The 15,952-nt window shown below is 67.4% G+C and carries 16 protein-coding genes and 1 tRNA gene; 8 read left to right on the top strand and 9 right to left on the bottom strand.

Going from position 1 to position 15,952, the window contains the following annotated elements:
• Positions 1-37 precede the first annotated feature (37 nt).
• A complete protein-coding gene (locus AC3A4E_RS04980) occupies positions 38-595 on the bottom strand; it encodes a DUF3228 family protein (RefSeq protein ID WP_487630439.1) in 558 nt (185 codons plus the stop codon).
• 108 nt (positions 596-703) lie between these two features.
• Positions 704-2,407, bottom strand: a complete 1,704-nt coding sequence (gene mqo, locus AC3A4E_RS04975; RefSeq protein ID WP_487630438.1) for a malate dehydrogenase (quinone) — start codon at positions 2,405-2,407, stop codon at positions 704-706.
• 230 nt (positions 2,408-2,637) lie between these two features.
• On the opposite strand from mqo, the gene metF reads away from it, so the two are divergent.
• Both metF and AC3A4E_RS04965 read left to right on the top strand, forming a co-directional pair.
• The gene (gene metF / locus AC3A4E_RS04970; RefSeq protein ID WP_487630437.1) at positions 2,638-3,462 is read left to right on the top strand and encodes a methylenetetrahydrofolate reductase [NAD(P)H]; all 825 of its coding nucleotides are present in this window, start codon (positions 2,638-2,640) and stop codon (positions 3,460-3,462) included.
• A 55-nt stretch (positions 3,463-3,517) separates the two neighbouring features.
• The gene (locus tag AC3A4E_RS04965) at positions 3,518-4,093 is read left to right on the top strand and encodes a hypothetical protein (RefSeq protein ID WP_487630436.1); all 576 of its coding nucleotides are present in this window, start codon (positions 3,518-3,520) and stop codon (positions 4,091-4,093) included.
• Between the two features lie 112 nt (positions 4,094-4,205).
• Here AC3A4E_RS04965 and AC3A4E_RS04960 read toward each other — a convergent pair whose 3' ends face one another.
• The 5 genes from AC3A4E_RS04960 to AC3A4E_RS04940 form a co-directional block, all read right to left on the bottom strand.
• Positions 4,206-5,585: a sensor histidine kinase gene (locus AC3A4E_RS04960; protein ID WP_487630435.1), complete on the bottom strand. Its 1,380-nt coding sequence runs from the start codon at positions 5,583-5,585 to the stop codon at positions 4,206-4,208.
• Complete coding sequence (locus AC3A4E_RS04955) at positions 5,572-6,255, bottom strand: response regulator transcription factor (RefSeq protein WP_487630434.1); 684 nt, start codon at positions 6,253-6,255, stop codon at positions 5,572-5,574. Before AC3A4E_RS04955 ends, AC3A4E_RS04960 begins: the two co-directional genes overlap by 14 nt.
• Before the next feature lie 327 nt (positions 6,256-6,582).
• Positions 6,583-7,506: a 30S ribosomal protein S6--L-glutamate ligase gene (gene rimK, locus AC3A4E_RS04950; protein WP_487630433.1), complete on the bottom strand. Its 924-nt coding sequence runs from the start codon at positions 7,504-7,506 to the stop codon at positions 6,583-6,585.
• A 100-nt stretch (positions 7,507-7,606) separates the two neighbouring features.
• Positions 7,607-7,680, bottom strand: a tRNA-Gly gene (locus tag AC3A4E_RS04945).
• Positions 7,681-7,759: 79 nt separating this feature from the next.
• Positions 7,760-9,610 carry an autotransporter domain-containing protein gene (locus tag AC3A4E_RS04940; RefSeq protein WP_487630432.1) on the bottom strand — a complete coding sequence of 617 codons (1,851 nt, stop codon included), beginning with the start codon at positions 9,608-9,610 and terminating at the stop codon, positions 7,760-7,762.
• 161 nt (positions 9,611-9,771) lie between these two features.
• Between AC3A4E_RS04940 and thiS the strand changes: the two genes are divergently transcribed.
• Complete coding sequence (gene thiS, locus AC3A4E_RS04935; RefSeq protein WP_487630431.1) at positions 9,772-9,972, top strand: sulfur carrier protein ThiS; 201 nt, start codon at positions 9,772-9,774, stop codon at positions 9,970-9,972.
• Between the two features lie 22 nt (positions 9,973-9,994).
• On the opposite strand, the gene AC3A4E_RS04930 is transcribed toward thiS, so the two are convergent.
• On the bottom strand, positions 9,995-10,486 hold the full coding sequence (locus AC3A4E_RS04930; protein ID WP_487630430.1) for a hypothetical protein: 492 nt from the start codon (positions 10,484-10,486) through the stop codon (positions 9,995-9,997).
• Between the two features lie 202 nt (positions 10,487-10,688).
• Between AC3A4E_RS04930 and AC3A4E_RS04925 the strand changes: the two genes are divergently transcribed.
• The 3 genes from AC3A4E_RS04925 (at position 10,689) to AC3A4E_RS04915 (ending at position 14,364) form a co-directional block, all read left to right on the top strand.
• Entirely contained in the window at positions 10,689-11,486 is a 798-nt protein-coding gene (locus AC3A4E_RS04925; RefSeq protein ID WP_487630429.1) for a thiazole synthase, read from the top strand.
• A 133-nt stretch (positions 11,487-11,619) separates the two neighbouring features.
• Positions 11,620-12,390 carry a tRNA (guanosine(46)-N7)-methyltransferase TrmB gene (gene trmB / locus AC3A4E_RS04920; protein WP_487630428.1) on the top strand — a complete coding sequence of 257 codons (771 nt, stop codon included), beginning with the start codon at positions 11,620-11,622 and terminating at the stop codon, positions 12,388-12,390.
• A gap of 129 nt (positions 12,391-12,519) precedes the next feature.
• Positions 12,520-14,364 carry an SLC13 family permease gene (locus AC3A4E_RS04915; RefSeq protein WP_487630427.1) on the top strand — a complete coding sequence of 615 codons (1,845 nt, stop codon included), beginning with the start codon at positions 12,520-12,522 and terminating at the stop codon, positions 14,362-14,364.
• Positions 14,365-14,406: 42 nt separating this feature from the next.
• On the opposite strand, the gene AC3A4E_RS04910 is transcribed toward AC3A4E_RS04915, so the two are convergent.
• Complete coding sequence (locus AC3A4E_RS04910; RefSeq protein ID WP_487630426.1) at positions 14,407-14,760, bottom strand: Rieske (2Fe-2S) protein; 354 nt, start codon at positions 14,758-14,760, stop codon at positions 14,407-14,409.
• A gap of 78 nt (positions 14,761-14,838) precedes the next feature.
• Between AC3A4E_RS04910 and AC3A4E_RS04905 the strand changes: the two genes are divergently transcribed.
• Positions 14,839-15,132 (top strand): hypothetical protein, encoded by a 294-nt coding sequence (locus tag AC3A4E_RS04905; RefSeq protein ID WP_232137247.1) that lies wholly within the window; start codon positions 14,839-14,841, stop codon positions 15,130-15,132.
• A 69-nt stretch (positions 15,133-15,201) separates the two neighbouring features.
• Complete coding sequence (locus AC3A4E_RS04900; RefSeq protein ID WP_487630425.1) at positions 15,202-15,927, top strand: fumarylacetoacetate hydrolase family protein; 726 nt, start codon at positions 15,202-15,204, stop codon at positions 15,925-15,927.
• The last annotated feature ends 25 nt before the right edge of the window (positions 15,928-15,952 follow it).

The raw sequence follows: 15,952 nt of genomic DNA, 5'->3' as shown, positions 1-15,952 counted from the left end.
AGGCGCCCGTTTTTCGTGCGGCGATGTTCTGGCCGCCTTACGGCCGCCAGTTCGCGTTCCGTTCCCAGAACTCCACGCTGCGCCGGTAGGCCTCGCGATCAAGCGGCACGCCGGAACCGCCCTCCTCCAAACCCAGCGCGTTGCGCAGCATCGTGATCGGGGCCATCGGGATCTCTTCCGGCTCGGCGGTGTAGATGCAGCCGACGATGCCCCAGTCCGCATCGATCGGCGAGCCTTCCTTCGCGAGCTGTTCGGCGCTGTAGAGAATTACGACGAGATATTCGGCACGCGGCGATTCCACGCCTTCGAACCAGCGCACAAGAACCGGCAGTTCGGCGCTGTTTCGCGCTTCGTAACCCGAGCGCAGCAGGTGCCGGTTGGCGTCGGTAACCGGCACCGTCAGACAGCGCGTCGAGGTCCAGTTGCGATGCACGTGCAGCTTGCAGAACGGCGCGTAGCCATCGAGTACCGCGTGCGGCGTTTCGCTGTTGAGGTGCGCCTCGAACTGCGCAGGCGTGATGTCCTGGATGGTGTTGCCGCGCGGCGTGCGCGGAAACAGGCGTGGACGGGCGAAGGGTGTGAGGACGATGGACATCGAGGTGGGCCGGATCGATGGCGCGACAGGGTATCGCGCCGGCGTCGCGCATGAAAAAGGCGGGCCCGGAGGCCCGCCTTTCCCGTTCCGCTTACGACATCCGGTCGATCACAGCGCCTGCATGCGCCGGTCGAGCTCGGCCTCGTCGGGACCTTCGTCCGGCCCGTGCAGTTCGTCGTTCGCCGCCGGCGGCTGGCCGTCGCCGATCGCCGCGCCCGGCACTTCGTGGTACGGCAGCTGCAGCACACGGCTGGTCATGCCGCGGATGCGGTTGGTCAGCGCGACATCGGTGTTGAGCGTCTGACCGAACGACGGCACGATCTGCTCGATGCGATCGCGCCAAGGGCCTTCCATCTGCGCCGGATACACCTTGCGCATCACGTCGAGCATGATCTTGGGCGATGTCGACGCACCCGGCGACGCGCCCAGCAGTGCGGCGATGCTGGCGTCGGCGTCGGTGACGATCTCGGTACCGAACTGCAGGATCGCGCCCTTCTCGGGATCGCGCTTGATCACCTGCACGCGCTGGCCGGCGGTCACCAGACGCCAGTCGGCGGGCTGCGCATCCGGGTAGTACTTCTGCAGCTCGGCCATGCGGTCCGCGTCCGACAGGAGTGCCTGACTGACGAGGTAGCCGACCAGATCCCGGTTCTCCGCGCCGACGCGCATCATGCCGGCGACGTTGTGGTTGTTGACCGAAGAGAACAGGTCGAACCACGAGCCGTGCTTGAGGAAACGCGTGCTCTGCAGCGCGAACGGGCCGAACAGCAGCACCGGCTTGCCGTCGAGCATGCGCGCATCGAGATGCGGCACCGACATCGGCGGCGAGCCTTCTTCCGCCTTGCCGTAAGCCTTCACGTCGTGGCGTCCAGTGACGGCCGGATTGTCGGCGGCGAGGAACTGTCCACCCACCGGGAAGCCACCATAGTTCGCGGCTTCCGGAATGCCCGAGTGCTGCAGCATCGTCAGCGCGGCGCCGCCGGCACCCACGAAGACGAACTTCGTGCGGATCGAGCGGGTCGTATTGGTGGCGAGATCGCGCACGGCGACGGTCCAGGTGCCGTCGTCCTCGCGCTGCAGCTTGCGTACTTCGTGACGCAGATGCAGGCCGAAGTTCGGACTGCGCTCGAGCGCCTGGGTGAGCTGGCGGGTGATCACGCCGAAGTTGACGTCGGTGCCGAGCGGCATCCAGGTCGCGGCGATCTTCTGCGCGGGATCGCGCCCCTGCATCATCAGCGGCGCCCACGCGGCGATCTGCGCCGGATCTTCCGAGTACTCCATGCCGTTGAACAGCGGCTCCTTCGACAGCGCGGCGTGGCGACGGCGGAGGTAATCGATGTTCGCATCGCCCCACACGAAGCTCATATGCGGCGTGGCGTTGATGAAATCGGTCGGCGTGCCGAGGCGACCTGCCTCGACCTGGTGCGACCAGAACTGGCGCGAGATCTCGAACTGCTCGGCGATGTCGACAGCGCGCGCGGTCTCGATGCTGCCGTCCTCGCGCTCGGGCGTGTAGTTGAGTTCGGCGAAGCCCGAGTGTCCGGTGCCGGCGTTGTTCCAGCCATCCGAGCTCTCCAGCGAGACGCCGTCCAGGCGCTCGTACATCTCGATGCGCCAGTCGGGCTCGAGTTCCTGGAGATAGGTCGCCAGCGTGACGCTCATGACACCCGCGCCGATCAGGACGACGTCGACAGGCTCGGCATTTTCCGGCTCGGGCGGCGAACGCTCGAACAGCGGCCAGTAGAGGAACACGACGCCGGCCACGGCCGACAGCACGAACAGACCCACGAGGGTCGTGAGCAGCTTTTTCATCTCGGGCACTTCCAGTTTGGGCAGCGCGCCAAGTGCTCCTGTTCGTGCACGGGATGCTGCTGCAGTGCAGCAATTATAGGCCCGTGCTTGTGATCGGCCGGCGAAATCCCCTGCAACGCTGTGTCCGGCCCGGCGGTCCCGATGCGAGAGCGGAACACCCTGCAACCGGATTGCATGCTTCCATCTCGATAAAGAGATAGACTTTCCCGACACTCGCAGACCCTGCAGCGATGATCCCGATCAGCTTCGAGTTCTATCCGCCCAAGACCGATGACCAGCGCGCGCAGCTCGACCGCACCACGCGCAAGCTGGCGGTCCACGCGCCCGAGTACGTGTCGTGCACTTTCGGTGCCGGCGGATCGACGCTCAGCCACACCCCCGAGACCGTGCGCCGGCTCAAGCAGCGTCACGCGCTGGAAGCCGCACCGCACGTGTCGTGCGTGGGCGGCAGCCGCGAGGAAATCCGCGAACTGCTGAAGCTCTACCGCGCGATCGGCTGCCGGCGGATCGTCGCGCTGCGTGGTGACCTGCCCTCGGGCATGGGCCGTCCGGGCGATCTGCGGTATGCCGCCGATCTGGTGGCGTTCGTCCGCGCCGAGTTCGGCGACCTGTTCCATATCGAGGTCGGCTGCTATCCGGAAATCCATCCGCAATCGGACGATGCCCACAGCGACCTGCGGCATTTCAAGGCCAAGGTGGATGCGGGCGCGGACGCAGCCATTACCCAGTATTTCTACAACGCCGACGCCTACTTCCATTTCGTCGACAGCGCGCGGCGGCTGGGCGTCGATGTCCCGATCGTCCCCGGCATCATGCCGATCTCGAACTTCAGCCAGTTGCGCCGGTTCTCCGAGGCCTGCGGCGCGGAGATCCCGCGCTGGATGCAGCGCCAGATGACCGCCTTCGGCGACGACACCGACGCGGTGCGCGAGCTGGGGACCGAAATCGTGGCGCGCCTGTGCGAACGCCTGATCGCCGGCGGCGCCCCGGCGCTGCACTTCTATACGTTGAATCTCGCCAGGCCCACACAGGCCGTACTCGCGCGACTGTCCTGAACATCCGGCGCGGTCGTCACTGTCGCCCCCACCGTGCAGCGGCTAGGCTCCCGCAATGTCACGCCGCCTCATGCCCGTCCTGCTGCTGGTCGTCATCGCCGCGCCTGGCTGGCCGTCCCCCGCCGAAGCGCAGGTCCGACGCTGCACCGCGCCTGACGGCGGCACCATCTACACCGACCGGCCCTGCGCGGCGCTGGGCGCGACCGCGAATACGCCCCGCCGCGGCGGCGCGCAGGCCAGGCAACCGCGGATCAGTTGCCAGCGCACGTTGCGCGGACTGATCCAGGAACTGCAGTTCGCAATCGACCAGCGCGACACCAACCGCCTCGCAGGGCTCTATCACTGGCAGGGCATCAGCCACGCGGGTGGGTACCAGATTCTCGATCGACTGGATGCGATCGCCCAGCGCCCCCTGCTCGACATCGTCGCCCAGCGGCCCGCGCAGACCGTGGTCGCGCAGGCGGACACCGGATTCACCGGCTGGGTCAACGCACGCGACATCCCCACCGCCGCGCCGGAACGCCCGCCGTCATCGCTGCGGATCGAGCAGACCGGCGACAGCGGGACCGGCGCGGTCCAGACCGTCCTCCGCCTGAGGCGCCACCTCGATTGCTGGTGGCTGAGCCTGTAACGCCGGGACGGTACCTGCCGACCACCCGCGTCGCGCGGAGGTGTCGCCCACGATACGGCCGGTCCGCACGGCACAGGGCCTGCGTCGGCGGGCACGCCCGCCGACCCACCGCTCAGTGCCCGCGCCGCTCCGGCGCCACCGGCGGCCGTTCGGGGCCGAAGGACAGGGTGGCGACGACGCCCTGCACCGCACCGGGCACCACGCGCACCTGCCAGCCGTACAGGGCGCACAGGCGACGCACGATCGACAGGCCGATGCCGCCGCCCTGCGAATGCTCGGCATGGGTACCGCGATAGCCGCGCTCGAACAGGCGTGCCGCGTCCTCGGCACTGAGGCCGGGCCCGGAGTCGGCAACCTCGGCGGTCGACTCGCCCAGACGCACGACCACCTCGCCTTCCTGCGTGTACTTGATCGCGTTGCCGACGAGGTTGCCGAGTGCGACCGTGACCGCAGCCTCGGGCGCATCGACGACCAGCCGCTGCGGGCCGGTCTCCAGACGCAGTTCGAGCGCCTTGCCGCCCAGCTGGCCGCGATGTGCTTCGAACAACTGCTCGACCACGCGACCGACATCGGTCGCGCCATGCCCGCGTTCGTTGCGCGACAGCAGCAGCAATGCGCTGATCAGATCCGTGCACTGCTGCTCGGCGCGCTGGATGCGCTCCAGGCGCGTGCGGGTCTTGGCGTCGAGCTCGGGCCGCGACAGCAACAGTTCCACCGCACCCTTGATCACCGCGAGCGGTGTGCGCAGCTCGTGGCTGACGTCGGCGTTGAACTCACGGTCGCGCTGCACCACCTCGGTCAGCCGGAATGCGTAGTCGTCGAGCGCACTCGCGAGCTGACCCACTTCGTCGTCCGGGAAATGCGGCGCCAGCGCCTCGGGTGTCGACGTGTCGCCGGAGCTGCGCAACCGGTTCGCCAGCGCCGAGACCGGACTCATGACGCGCGACGCCGACCACCAGCCGATCAGCAGCGACAACAGTGACACCAGCACGACCGACCCGAAGATCGCGCGCTGGAACTGGGTCGCGCCGCGCATCGTCTCGCTCATGTCGTAGGCGAGGAAGAACCACTCGTCGGGCGTCTTGCGCACCGCGAGCTTGTACATGAAAGGCGTGCCGTCCTCGTCGATACCACTGAGGTTGTGGATACCGTCGCCCAGTTCGTACCAGTCCGGCTGGTCCCGGCGCAGTTCCTCGAAGCGGTCGCGCCGGATCACGCGCCCCTGGATCTGCTGGACAGGGGCCGCCGGATTGCGTGTCGGGTCGACGTAGTAGCGACGCGCGTACTCGTCGATGTTCCGGTTCATCAGGTCTTCGACCAGCGTGTTCTCCACGCGGTCGCGCGCTTCCTGGGTCAGGAATGCGAACAGCGTCGTGAGCCCGAGACCGAGCAGCACGAACGACAGGATGATGCGACTGCGCAGACGCCGCCGGTAGCGGCGACGCCCACGCGTGCGGGCCGGTCGGCCCTGGGTGGCCTCAGTTGGCCGCATCGGGAACCGCGATGCGGTAGCCGATGCCGTGACGGGTCTGGATGTACGGCGTGTCGAACGGCTTGTCGATCACCGCACGCAGGCCGTGGATGTGCACGCGCAACGAATCCGAATCGGGCAGTTCTTCGCCCCACACGCGGGTCTCGAGATCCTGGCGGGTGACCACCGCCGGCGAGGCCTCCATCAGCGACTGCAGGATCTTCAGCGCGGTCGGGTTGAGCTGCAGCAGCTTGCCGCCGCGACGTACTTCCAGCGTGTCGAGGTTGTATTCGATCTCACCGACGTCGAGCACGCGGGTGTGCGTGCCCTTGCCGCGACGCGACAGCGCGTTGAGCCGCACTTCCACTTCCTGCAGCGCGAACGGCTTGACCAGATAGTCGTCGGCGCCCGAATCGAACCCGGCGAGCTTGTTGTCGAGACTGTCGCGCGCGGTGAGCATCAGCACCGGGGTCTGCTTGCGTGCGTCGTTGCGCAGCTTGCGGCAGACCTCCAGGCCGTCCATGCCCGGCAGGTTGAGGTCGAGCACGATCGCGTCGAAGTCGTGGACCACGGCCAGGTGCAGGCCGGTGACGCCGTCGGCGGCGAAGTCGACGGTATGTCCGCGGTCTTCGAGGTAATCCCCGAGATTGGCCGCGATGTCCTGGTTGTCTTCGATGACGAGGATGTGCATTGGGTGTCCTTGGGGTCGCGCCCGCGGGCGCGCATTACGGTGAATGCGGTACAGCGCCGGATGATGGCACAGCCCCGCAATGCTTCCACGGCGCACGTCGTCGCCGCGCATACAAAGATCGCCGGGACGGGCCTCTGGCGTACTCCGATGGAACGGCACACCGGCAGACACAAAAAGACCCGGGCGGAAACCGCCCGGGCCGAAGGAGTGTTGCCCCGATTGCCGTCATCCGCTGCTGCCCCGGTGACCCGGGACGGAGAGAGAGCGCGAGCGCATTCCGGACGTGCAGATTACGGACGCAAACGTCGAAATCCGGAAAAAAAACGTTCAAGTTCCGTTCGGCGTGACACGGCGTGTGCGACGGGGCGGTGTTCGGGCGCCGACGTGGGCCGCGAGATAGTCGACGATGCCCCCGGCGATGTCCTCCCCGGTCGCTTCCTCGATGCCCTCCAGCCCCGGCGAGGCATTGACCTCCAGCACCAGCGGCCCGCGCGCGGACCGCAGCAGATCGACGCCTGCGATGCCCAGGCCGATGACCTGTGCGGCGCGTACCGCGACCGCACGCTCCTCGGCCGTCGTCTCGACCGGCGTCGCAATACCGCCCCGGTGCAGGTTGGAACGGAAATCGCCGGGCGGCGCCTGACGCTGCATCGCACCGATGACCCGGTCCCCGACCACGAAACAGCGCAGGTCCGCGCCCTGGGCTTCGGCAATGAATTCCTGCATGACGAAGCTCGCGTACAGACCGCGTAGCGCTTCGACGACGCCTCTTGATGCCGACGGCTTCTCGGTCAGCATCACCCCGGCGCCCTGCATGCCTTCGTTGAGCTTGATGACATGCGGCGGCGGGCCGAGCATCGCCAGCAGGTCGTCGGTGTCGTCGGGGTTGTCGCCGAATACCGTCACCGGCAAGCCCAGACCCTCGGCGGCGAGCAACTGCTGGCACAGCAGCTTGTCCCGCGCGCGCGCGAATCCCGCCGACGGGTTGGGTGCGAACGTCCCCAGCAGTTCGAACTGGCGCAGTACCGCATTGCCGTAGCGCGTGACCTGGACCGCGAAACGTGGGATCACCGCGTCGTAGCCGGTGACCGGCTTGCCCTTGTAGCGCATCGAGAACCCCTCGCTGCTGATGCGCATGTAGCAGCGCAGCGGATCGAGCACGCGCACGGTGTGCCCACGCACGCGCGCGGCCTCGACCAGACGGCGTGTCGAATAGAGCCTGGTGTTGCGGGAGAGGATCGCGAGCTTCATCGAATCACCGGAAGGACGCACAGCGAAGAGAGACGGGCCACCAACGAAAACGGCGACACCAGTTCGATGGTGTCGCCGCCCGGATACCACTGGAACCTGTTGGAGCGGGTGATGGGAATCGAACCCACGCTAGCAGCTTGGGAAGCTGCAGTTCTACCATTGAACTACACCCGCGCGAGGTGGGCAGTCTATGCCGCCGCCGCGCGCGTTGGCAACGACGCATCAAGCGTCGCCGCCAGCGCGAAGCGCGGCTTCAGAAGCCGGCGCCGATCGTCGCGAACGCGGTCGTGTGGCTGCCGGCCTTCTGGCCGATCGTCAGGCTGGCACCGATGTTGGCGTCGAGGCCGAACAGCTTCGTCTGCGTGCCCAGCGTCGCGGTTGCGTAGCTGTTGTCGTAGCCGCGCGCCGGTACTGCATACGGCAGCGTCGACGGCAGCGACTGCGACTGCGCAAAGGCTTCCGTCGGCGCGTCTTCGAACTCGCGATCGATGGTGAGGCGCGCGTAGGGACGGAACGCGTCGCTGGCGGCATAGGCGAACTGCCAGCCGGCGCTGCCGATCAGCGAGTCGATGTCCTGCGACGGATATGCCAGCGAGCTCGACATGGTCGGCTCGCTTTCGGCGAAGCCGTCGACCTCGATGCGCTGCGCGACCAGCGACAGCACCGGGCCGTGCTGCAGCGCGCCCTCGCCGAAGTTCCAGCCCGCGCCGATCGCGGCGGTGACGTTGCTGCCGTCGGCCTGACCGGAATGCACGCGCGTCACCGGGCCGATCTGCACGGTGCGGTCGGTGTCGAAGTCGAGCCAGGTGTAGCTGAGCTGCGCGTTGACCCAGGCGCCGCTGTCGGCGCGCCAGCCGACAAACCCGCCGACCGTCGCTTCACTCTGGTCCCAGTTGCCGCGACGCAGGCCCCAGTCGTTGCCCTGCTTGCCGTAGCCGACGAAGCCGCCGAAGGTCGTGCTGCCCGAGGTCCAGTCCAGACCCGCGGTCAGGGCCGGGCCGACGCCGTCGTAGGCATCGCCATGGTCGTAGCGCTGCATGTCGGCGCGCACGTCGGCCCACCAGCTGCGGCCTTCGCTGCGTACCGGTGCCAGGCTCAGGCGGTTGTTGATGCGATCAGCGCGCGCGCGGCCGGTCATGGTCGCCGACTGCGGCAGCACCGCGATCTGCTGCGGGCCGTCGATCATCGCGATCGCCAGGTCGGCGATCATTTCGTGCGCGCGGCTGGCCGGGTGCACGCCGTCGGCGAACAGATAGCTGTCGGCTGCTGTCGGCGTGACGTAGGAATTCGGATTGCAGAACACCGACGAGTCGCCCACGCCCGGCTGCGCGCGGCAGGCAGCAGAGGTCACGTTCGCGAACCCGTACAGCGCGGGGCTGGCAGAGACTTCCTGCAAGAAGTGGAAGGTGTCGACCGGAATCACGCGCAGCCCCTGGCCGGCCAGGCCGGCGTAGAGCGCAGTGTTGTAGGCGTTGGCGAGCGCGGTGCCGGTCGCCATCGCCACCGGACCGCCGGCGCGCGACTGCGGGGTCAGGCCGATGTCGGGGATCGACGGCACGACGACATAGCGGGCGCCCGCGCCCTGCAGCGTGCCGACCAGACCGACCTGGGCGGTGACCGCCGAGCCGATGATCTGCTGCGCCTGCGCGGGGTTGGCAGCGACCGCGAACAGGTCGTTGGCGCCGCCCCACACGGTGTACAGCGCATTGGCGTCCGCGCGGCCGCCGTTGGCGGTCAGGTAGGTGTTGACCTGCGATGCCAGCGACGGCGCCTGGCCGAGCGCGGTGACCGCGGTCGCCGACACGCGTGCGCCACCGGCGGCGTAGTTGTCGCCGACCTGCCCGTTGCCGTTCGCGTCCGCGCGGGTGCCGTAGCGGTCCGCGACATGCTCGGCCCAGGTCAGGCCCGGATTGGTGGTGAAGCGACCGAGGAGTGCACCGGGGGCGCCGACCTGCCCCACGATGACCGGGCGGAAATAGCCCGAGTCGGTCAGGCTGTCGCCGAAGAACACGGTGCGCGAGAACGTCTCGGCTGCGAATGCAGGCAGGGTGGCAGCCGCGGCGAGCGCGACAGCGAGGGCGGCACGGATGGGCCTGGACGACATCTGGGGGTTCTCCTGGGAATTCGAAGTGGCCGGCGTGTGTCCGCCGGTCCATCCGGCAGCGCATGGCGCCGAATCGCGGGATCATCCCACCCGGCTCCAGAGTCGGCACGCCGCAGTGCGGCACACGTGCGCCGGCTGCACGAAGCGGCGACAATTCCGCCATGAACATCCGACTCAACGGCGAGGATCTCGCCATCGACACCGGCAGCACCATCGCCGCACTGCTCATCCGACAGGGACTGGCCGGCCGCCGCGTTGCGGTCGAAATCAACGGCGAAATCGTGCCGCGCGGGCGGCATCCGGAGCACACGATCCACGACGGCGACCGGGTCGAGATCGTGCACGCGCTGGGCGGCGGCTGAGGCGCTTTACGCCTTCGCCCCGTCAGTTGCCTATCTGACGCCCCGGGGTACGGTAAAGACTGTTGCGCAATTCGTCGGTGGACTCGTCTCGGAGTCGATTACGTTGCGCCACTGTCGTGCACACCGAGGTTCGACGATGCGAACCGGTTTGCGCGCGTCTCTCGCATATGAGCCGACTGTCCGCGCGTGCGCGCGTCAGTACAGTGTTGATCACATCCTGGTCGTTATGGACCGAGAGTCGGGCATCCTCGTTCAGCTCGTCGATAGACGACACGCCCCCGAGCGTGTTTCCGATGCGGGTCAGCGCCTGCACCACCCGATCCCGATCTACCGGGGCGATCTCCGCATAGGTTTTGCCGTCCGAAAGATCCCGGAGCACTTCCTCGCGCTGCAGACCGAACTCCCCACTCACATCGATAGCACGATCGTTGGCTTCGATGGTTGCCGAAAAGCTCAACATTGCTACCAGCAGAAACCCACTGCAGACAAAGCCGAACCGCTCTTCCATTTTCATCACCCCGGTCTCCTGACAGTTGCACCATGCGTCGAAAGCTGCCTGCAATCGGTAACACGCGCCGAAACCCAGCGCAAGCCGGCAATACGAGCCCGAGGGTGTGGGACGGTTGCAGCAGGCATGTTCGACAGATCGACTCTGTTACGGCGCACTGGCCATCGGGACACGCCTCAAACTCGCCAATACGCGCGATAATCCCCCGATGACCACTGCATCCCCTGCTGATGCCGGCCTCATCATCGCCGGCAAGACCTACGCTTCCCGCCTGCTGACCGGCACCGGCAAGTTCAAGGATCTCGACGAGACCCGCCTGGCCACCGAGGCCGCGGGCGCGCAGATCGTCACCGTCGCGATCCGCCGCACCAACATCGGCCAGAACCCGGGCGAGCCCAACCTGCTCGACGTGCTGCCGCCGGACCGCTACACGATCCTGCCCAACACCGCCGGCTGCTACACCGCCGAAGACGCGGTGCGCACCTGCCGCCTGGCGCGCGAACTGCTCGACGGCCACAACCTGACCAAGCTCGAAGTGCTGGGTGACCAGCGCACGCTGTTCCCCGATGTGGTGCAGACGCTGAAAGCTGCGGAGCAGCTGGTCAAGGATGGCTTCGACGTCATGGTCTACACCTCCGACGATCCGATCCTGGCCAAGCGCCTGGAAGAGATCGGCTGCGCCGCGGTGATGCCGCTGGCCGCGCCGATCGGCTCGGGCCTGGGCATCCAGAACAAGTACAACCTGATCGAGATCATCGAGAACGCGAAGGTGCCGATCATCGTCGACGCCGGTGTCGGCACCGCGTCCGATGCCGCGATCGCGATGGAGCTGGGCTGCGACGGCGTGCTGATGAACACCGCGATCGCCGGCGCACGCTATCCCGTGCTGATGGCCAGCGCGATGCGCAAGGCAGTCGAAGCCGGTCGCGAGGCGTTCCTCGCCGGCCGGATTCCGCGCAAGCGGTTCGCGAGCGCGTCTTCGCCCGTCGATGGCGTTATCGGGTGAGCAGATGTCGCTCGCGCGGCACTGCCGCGCACATCGGCGAACGCCCGGCCACGGATGGCCGGGCCGGGCAGCCCGGAGTCGCTGTCGCTGCGCCACGGACGGCAGCATCGCTGCGGAACGACCAGACAATTCCATGACCAACCCGTTTTCCAGCGAAGGTGCCAAGGCCCCGCCGAAGCCGTTCACGGCAACCGAAGGCCGTCGCGAGATCCGCAGTTTCGTGCTGCGCCAGGGCCGGTTCACGCCGGCCCAGCAGCGCGCGTTCGATGACGCCTGGCCGAAGTTCGGCCTGGACTACACACCATCCGAACGTGGGGGCACCCCCCGCGATTTCGACGCAGTGTTCGGCCGCAGTGCGCCGCGCATCGTCGAGATCGGTTTCGGCAACGGCACGGCCCTGCGTCATTCGGTGCAGCTGGATCCCGCGCGCGACCACATCGGCATCGAAGTGCACGCGCCGGGCGTCGGCCGCGTGCTCAATGCGCTGGCTGAGGACGGCAACGGCAACGTCCGCGTGTATCACCACGACGCGGTCGAAGTGCTGGAACACGAGATCGCAGACGGCGCGCTCGACGAGATCCGCATCTATTTCCCGGATCCCTGGCACAAGAAGCGCCATAACAAGCGCCGACTGGTGAAGCCGGAGTTCGCGGCGTTGCTGGTGCGCAAGCTCAGCCCCGAAGGCCGACTGCACCTGGCGACCGACTGGGCCGATTACGCCGAGCAGATGTGGGACGTGCTCGACGCGACGCCCGGCCTGCGCAATCGTGCCGGTCCACGTGGCCACGTGCCGCGACCGCCGTGGCGGCCGCAGACCCATTTCGAAACCCGCGGGCAGAAGCTCGGACACGGCGTCTGGGATCTGCTGTACGACCGCGTCGCCGAAGACGCCGCCGGACGCTAGTGCCGTGACACGGGCCCCAGGACGCCGGGTTCGACATCCGCTGCACGCGGCGCCGCGCAGTCTGTTGCCGATGGCCTGCGCCCGCCCCGCTCCACGCATCACCGATGGCCAGGACGGCCTGCGACGCTGATGGACACCGCGCTCGCCCTCACCACCGACATGAAGATCGTCCTGGCCCTCGTGGGCCTGACGATGGTGCTCTTCGTGTTCCAGCGCGTGCGCGCGGATCTGGTGGCGCTGGTGGTGCTGGTGATGCTGGGGCTGACCGGTCTAGTCGCACCGGAAGACGTGTTCAACGGCTTCTCGTCGAACGCGACGATCAGCGTCATCGCCACGATGATCCTCGGCATGGGCCTCGACCGCACCGGCGCGCTGAACCGCCTCGCGGGCTGGCTGCTGCGGCGGGCCAAGGGCCAGGAAGACCGGCTGCTGATGCTGACCGCCGGTATCGCCGGCCTCAATTCCTCGGTCATGCAGAACCCGTCGGTGATGGCGCTGTACATGCCGGTCGCCGCGCGTCTGGCCTCTCGTTCGGGTCTGCGCCTGGCGCAGATGCTGCTGCCGATCTGCGTGGCCATCATCATGGGCGGCACGCTGACGATGGTCGGCTCCTCGCCGTTGATCCTGCTCAACGATCTGCTGACCGCGGCCAACGCCAACCTGCCCTCGGGCTCGGCGACGCTGGAATCGTTAAACATGTTCGCGCCGTTGCCGATCGGTCTGGTGTTGCTGGCCGCCGCCCTCGCCTACTTCCATTTCCGCGGCAACCGGCAGCTGGGCGATCTGGGCGACGGCGAAGGCAATGTCACGCCGGCGCGCACGCAGAGTTACTTCGCCAGCGCCTACGGCATCGACGGCGATGTTTACGAACTCGTGGTCACCGCGGAAAGTCCGCTGGTCGGCATGACCTTCGGCGAAGCGGAATCGATCCACGACGCGCCGGTGCTGCTCGCGCTCAAGTCCGAGAACGAGTCACGACTCGCACCGCCGTCGGATGCGCGCATCTGGGTCGGCAGCGTGATCGGCGCGATGGGCCAGCGCCAGCAGGTCGCCGATTTCGCCCAGAACCAGTTCCTGCGTCTGAGCACGCGCCTGCGTAATTTCGGTGATCTGTTCAACCCCAGCCGCGCCGGCATCGCCGAAGCCGTGGTGCCGCCGACCTCGAAGTTCATCGGCAAGTCGGCAGCCGAGTTGAGCCTGCGCAAGAAGTACGGCGTGCGCCTGCTCGCGATCAACCGCGACAAGCAGGTGATCCGCGAAGACGTGCGCAACATGCCATTGCGCGCCGGCGACATGCTGGTGCTGCACAGCATCTGGCAGGACCTGGCGAACACGGCGAAATCCCTCGACTTCATCATCGTCACCGATTACCCGAAGGGCGAGCAGCGACCGCACAAGTTCAAGATCGCGATGGCGATCTTCGCGGTGACGATGCTGATCGCGCTGTCCTCGCGCGTGCCGACATCGGTCGCGCTGATGGCCGGTGTCGCCGGCATGCTGGTGTTCGGCGTGCTGAAAATGGACGAGGCCTACAGCGCGATCAACTGGAAGACCGTGTTCCTGATGGCCTGCCTGATTCCGCTGGGCTGGGCGATGGATTCCAGTGGCGCGGCGGCGTGGGTCGCCGGGCACACGATCGAACGCCTGCCGAGCGGTCTGCCGATCTGGGTGCTGGAGATCGCGGTCGCGCTGCTGACGGCGGCGTTCTCGATGGTCATCAGTCATGTCGGCGCGACGATCGTCGTGGTGCCGCTGGCGATCAATCTCGCGCTTGCGGTGGGCGGCAATCCCACCGCGTTCGCGCTGATCGTCGCGCTGTCGGCGTCGAACAACTTCATGACCCAGTCGAATCCGGTGATGTCGATGATCATCGGCCCGGCCGGCTACAAGGCGCGCGAGCTGTGGCGGATCGGCCTGCCGATCTCGCTGATCTATACGGTGATCGTCGTGCTGATGGTCAATCTGCTGTTCTGATCGAAGCCGTTCAATCGCACGCCGGCACGCAGCGCGCCACATTCAATCCAGCACGACCTGCCCGTCCTGCACGCGCACCGCGACCGAGCGCAGCGATTCGCCGCGACATGGCCCGGCGACGCATACACCGTCGACGAGCGAAAAACTCGCACCATGCGCCGCGCACACCAGTTCACCGGTCTTCGCGCGCAGGAACTGGCCCGGCGCCCAATCAAGACGGCGCCCTGCATGCGGGCAGATGTTCAACCACGCCTGTACGCGTGTGCCTTCGCGGAACAGCACCAGCGATTCCGCATCACCGTCCAGCACTGCCTCCACTTCGGCGAATCCGCCGTCGGCAATGGCGTCGAGCGCGAGCAGCGGCGGATGCCCCTCACGTGGATTTAACGAAGACATTACAACTCCGATTGGCCCCGGACCGATACTGGTCATCGGCCACACAGGCCGCATTGTGTCACGACGTTTACGGAACCCATGTCCAAGCCTTTCTTCCGCGATCTCCATGCCCGATTCGACGCCTCCGGCGTGCGCGCGATGTTCGCGCCGCGTAAACCGCGTCATCCGCTGCTGCGCATCGCGCTCGGCCTGGTCGGCGTGGCGATGCTCGCGGTGCTGCTCGTCGCCGGTGTCTTCATCGGCGCTGCGATGATCCTGTTTGGCATCGCTCGTCGCCTGCTCGTGCGCGGCCCCGCGCCACGCCGCGACACGCGCATCGTCGATGCCGAATATCGCGTCGTGCGCGAGCGCGACCACGCCGCACTGCGCTGATCCAACTTGCGCGGCGACTGCGCCGCGCCTGTCCCCCATCTTGATGGCGCGCTGCGCCGAGGACCCGCGATGACCGATCCCGCGCGCGATGTCGTGCCCGCTCTCGAGCCCGTGCGCCTGTCGGTGCGGGGCGGTGGCCGCTTCCCGGTACGCCGGGTCTACTGCGTCGGCCGCAACTTCGCCGATCACGCGAAGGAGATGGGTGCCGAGGCGCCGGCCTCGAAGGCCGCACGTGGGACACCGGTGTTCTTCGCCAAGCCGGCCGATGCGGTCGTGACCGGCGATGCGGTGCCCTACCCCAGCGCCACGCAGGATCTGCATCACGAAGTCGAACTGGTCGTCGCGCTCGGTGCCGACGCGCCGGCAGGCGTGCTCGCGGTCGCGGACGCGCAGGCGCTGGTGCTCGGCTACACGGTCGGTCTCGATCTCACCCGTCGTGACCTGCAGGCAGCGGCCAAGGCCAAGGGCCTGCCGTGGGATATCGCCAAGGGTTTCGATGCGTCCGCGCCGGTCGGCGAACTCGTGCCGGCATCGGAGATCGGCGCGCTCGAATCGCGCACGCTTCTCCTCGAGGTCAACGGTGTGCAGCGCCAGGTGTCGACACTCGACCAGCTGATCTGGGACGTGCCCGAGATCCTGCACGAACTGTCGAAGCTGTTCGCGTTGCGCGCAGGCGATCTGGTCTTCATGGGCACGCCGGCCGGTGTCGCCGCGCTGCAGCCCGGAGACCGCTGCGTCGCCAGGCTCGACGACGCGATCGAACTGCATCTCGAAATCACTCCGCCGTCGGTATAGTCGTCCGCGCTTGTTCCCCAAATAC

This window comes from Luteimonas sp. Soil_N_1 (assembly GCF_057656255.1).
The sequence above is the reverse complement of the archived record's forward strand: the minus strand, read 5'-3'. Positions and strand labels throughout refer to the sequence as shown.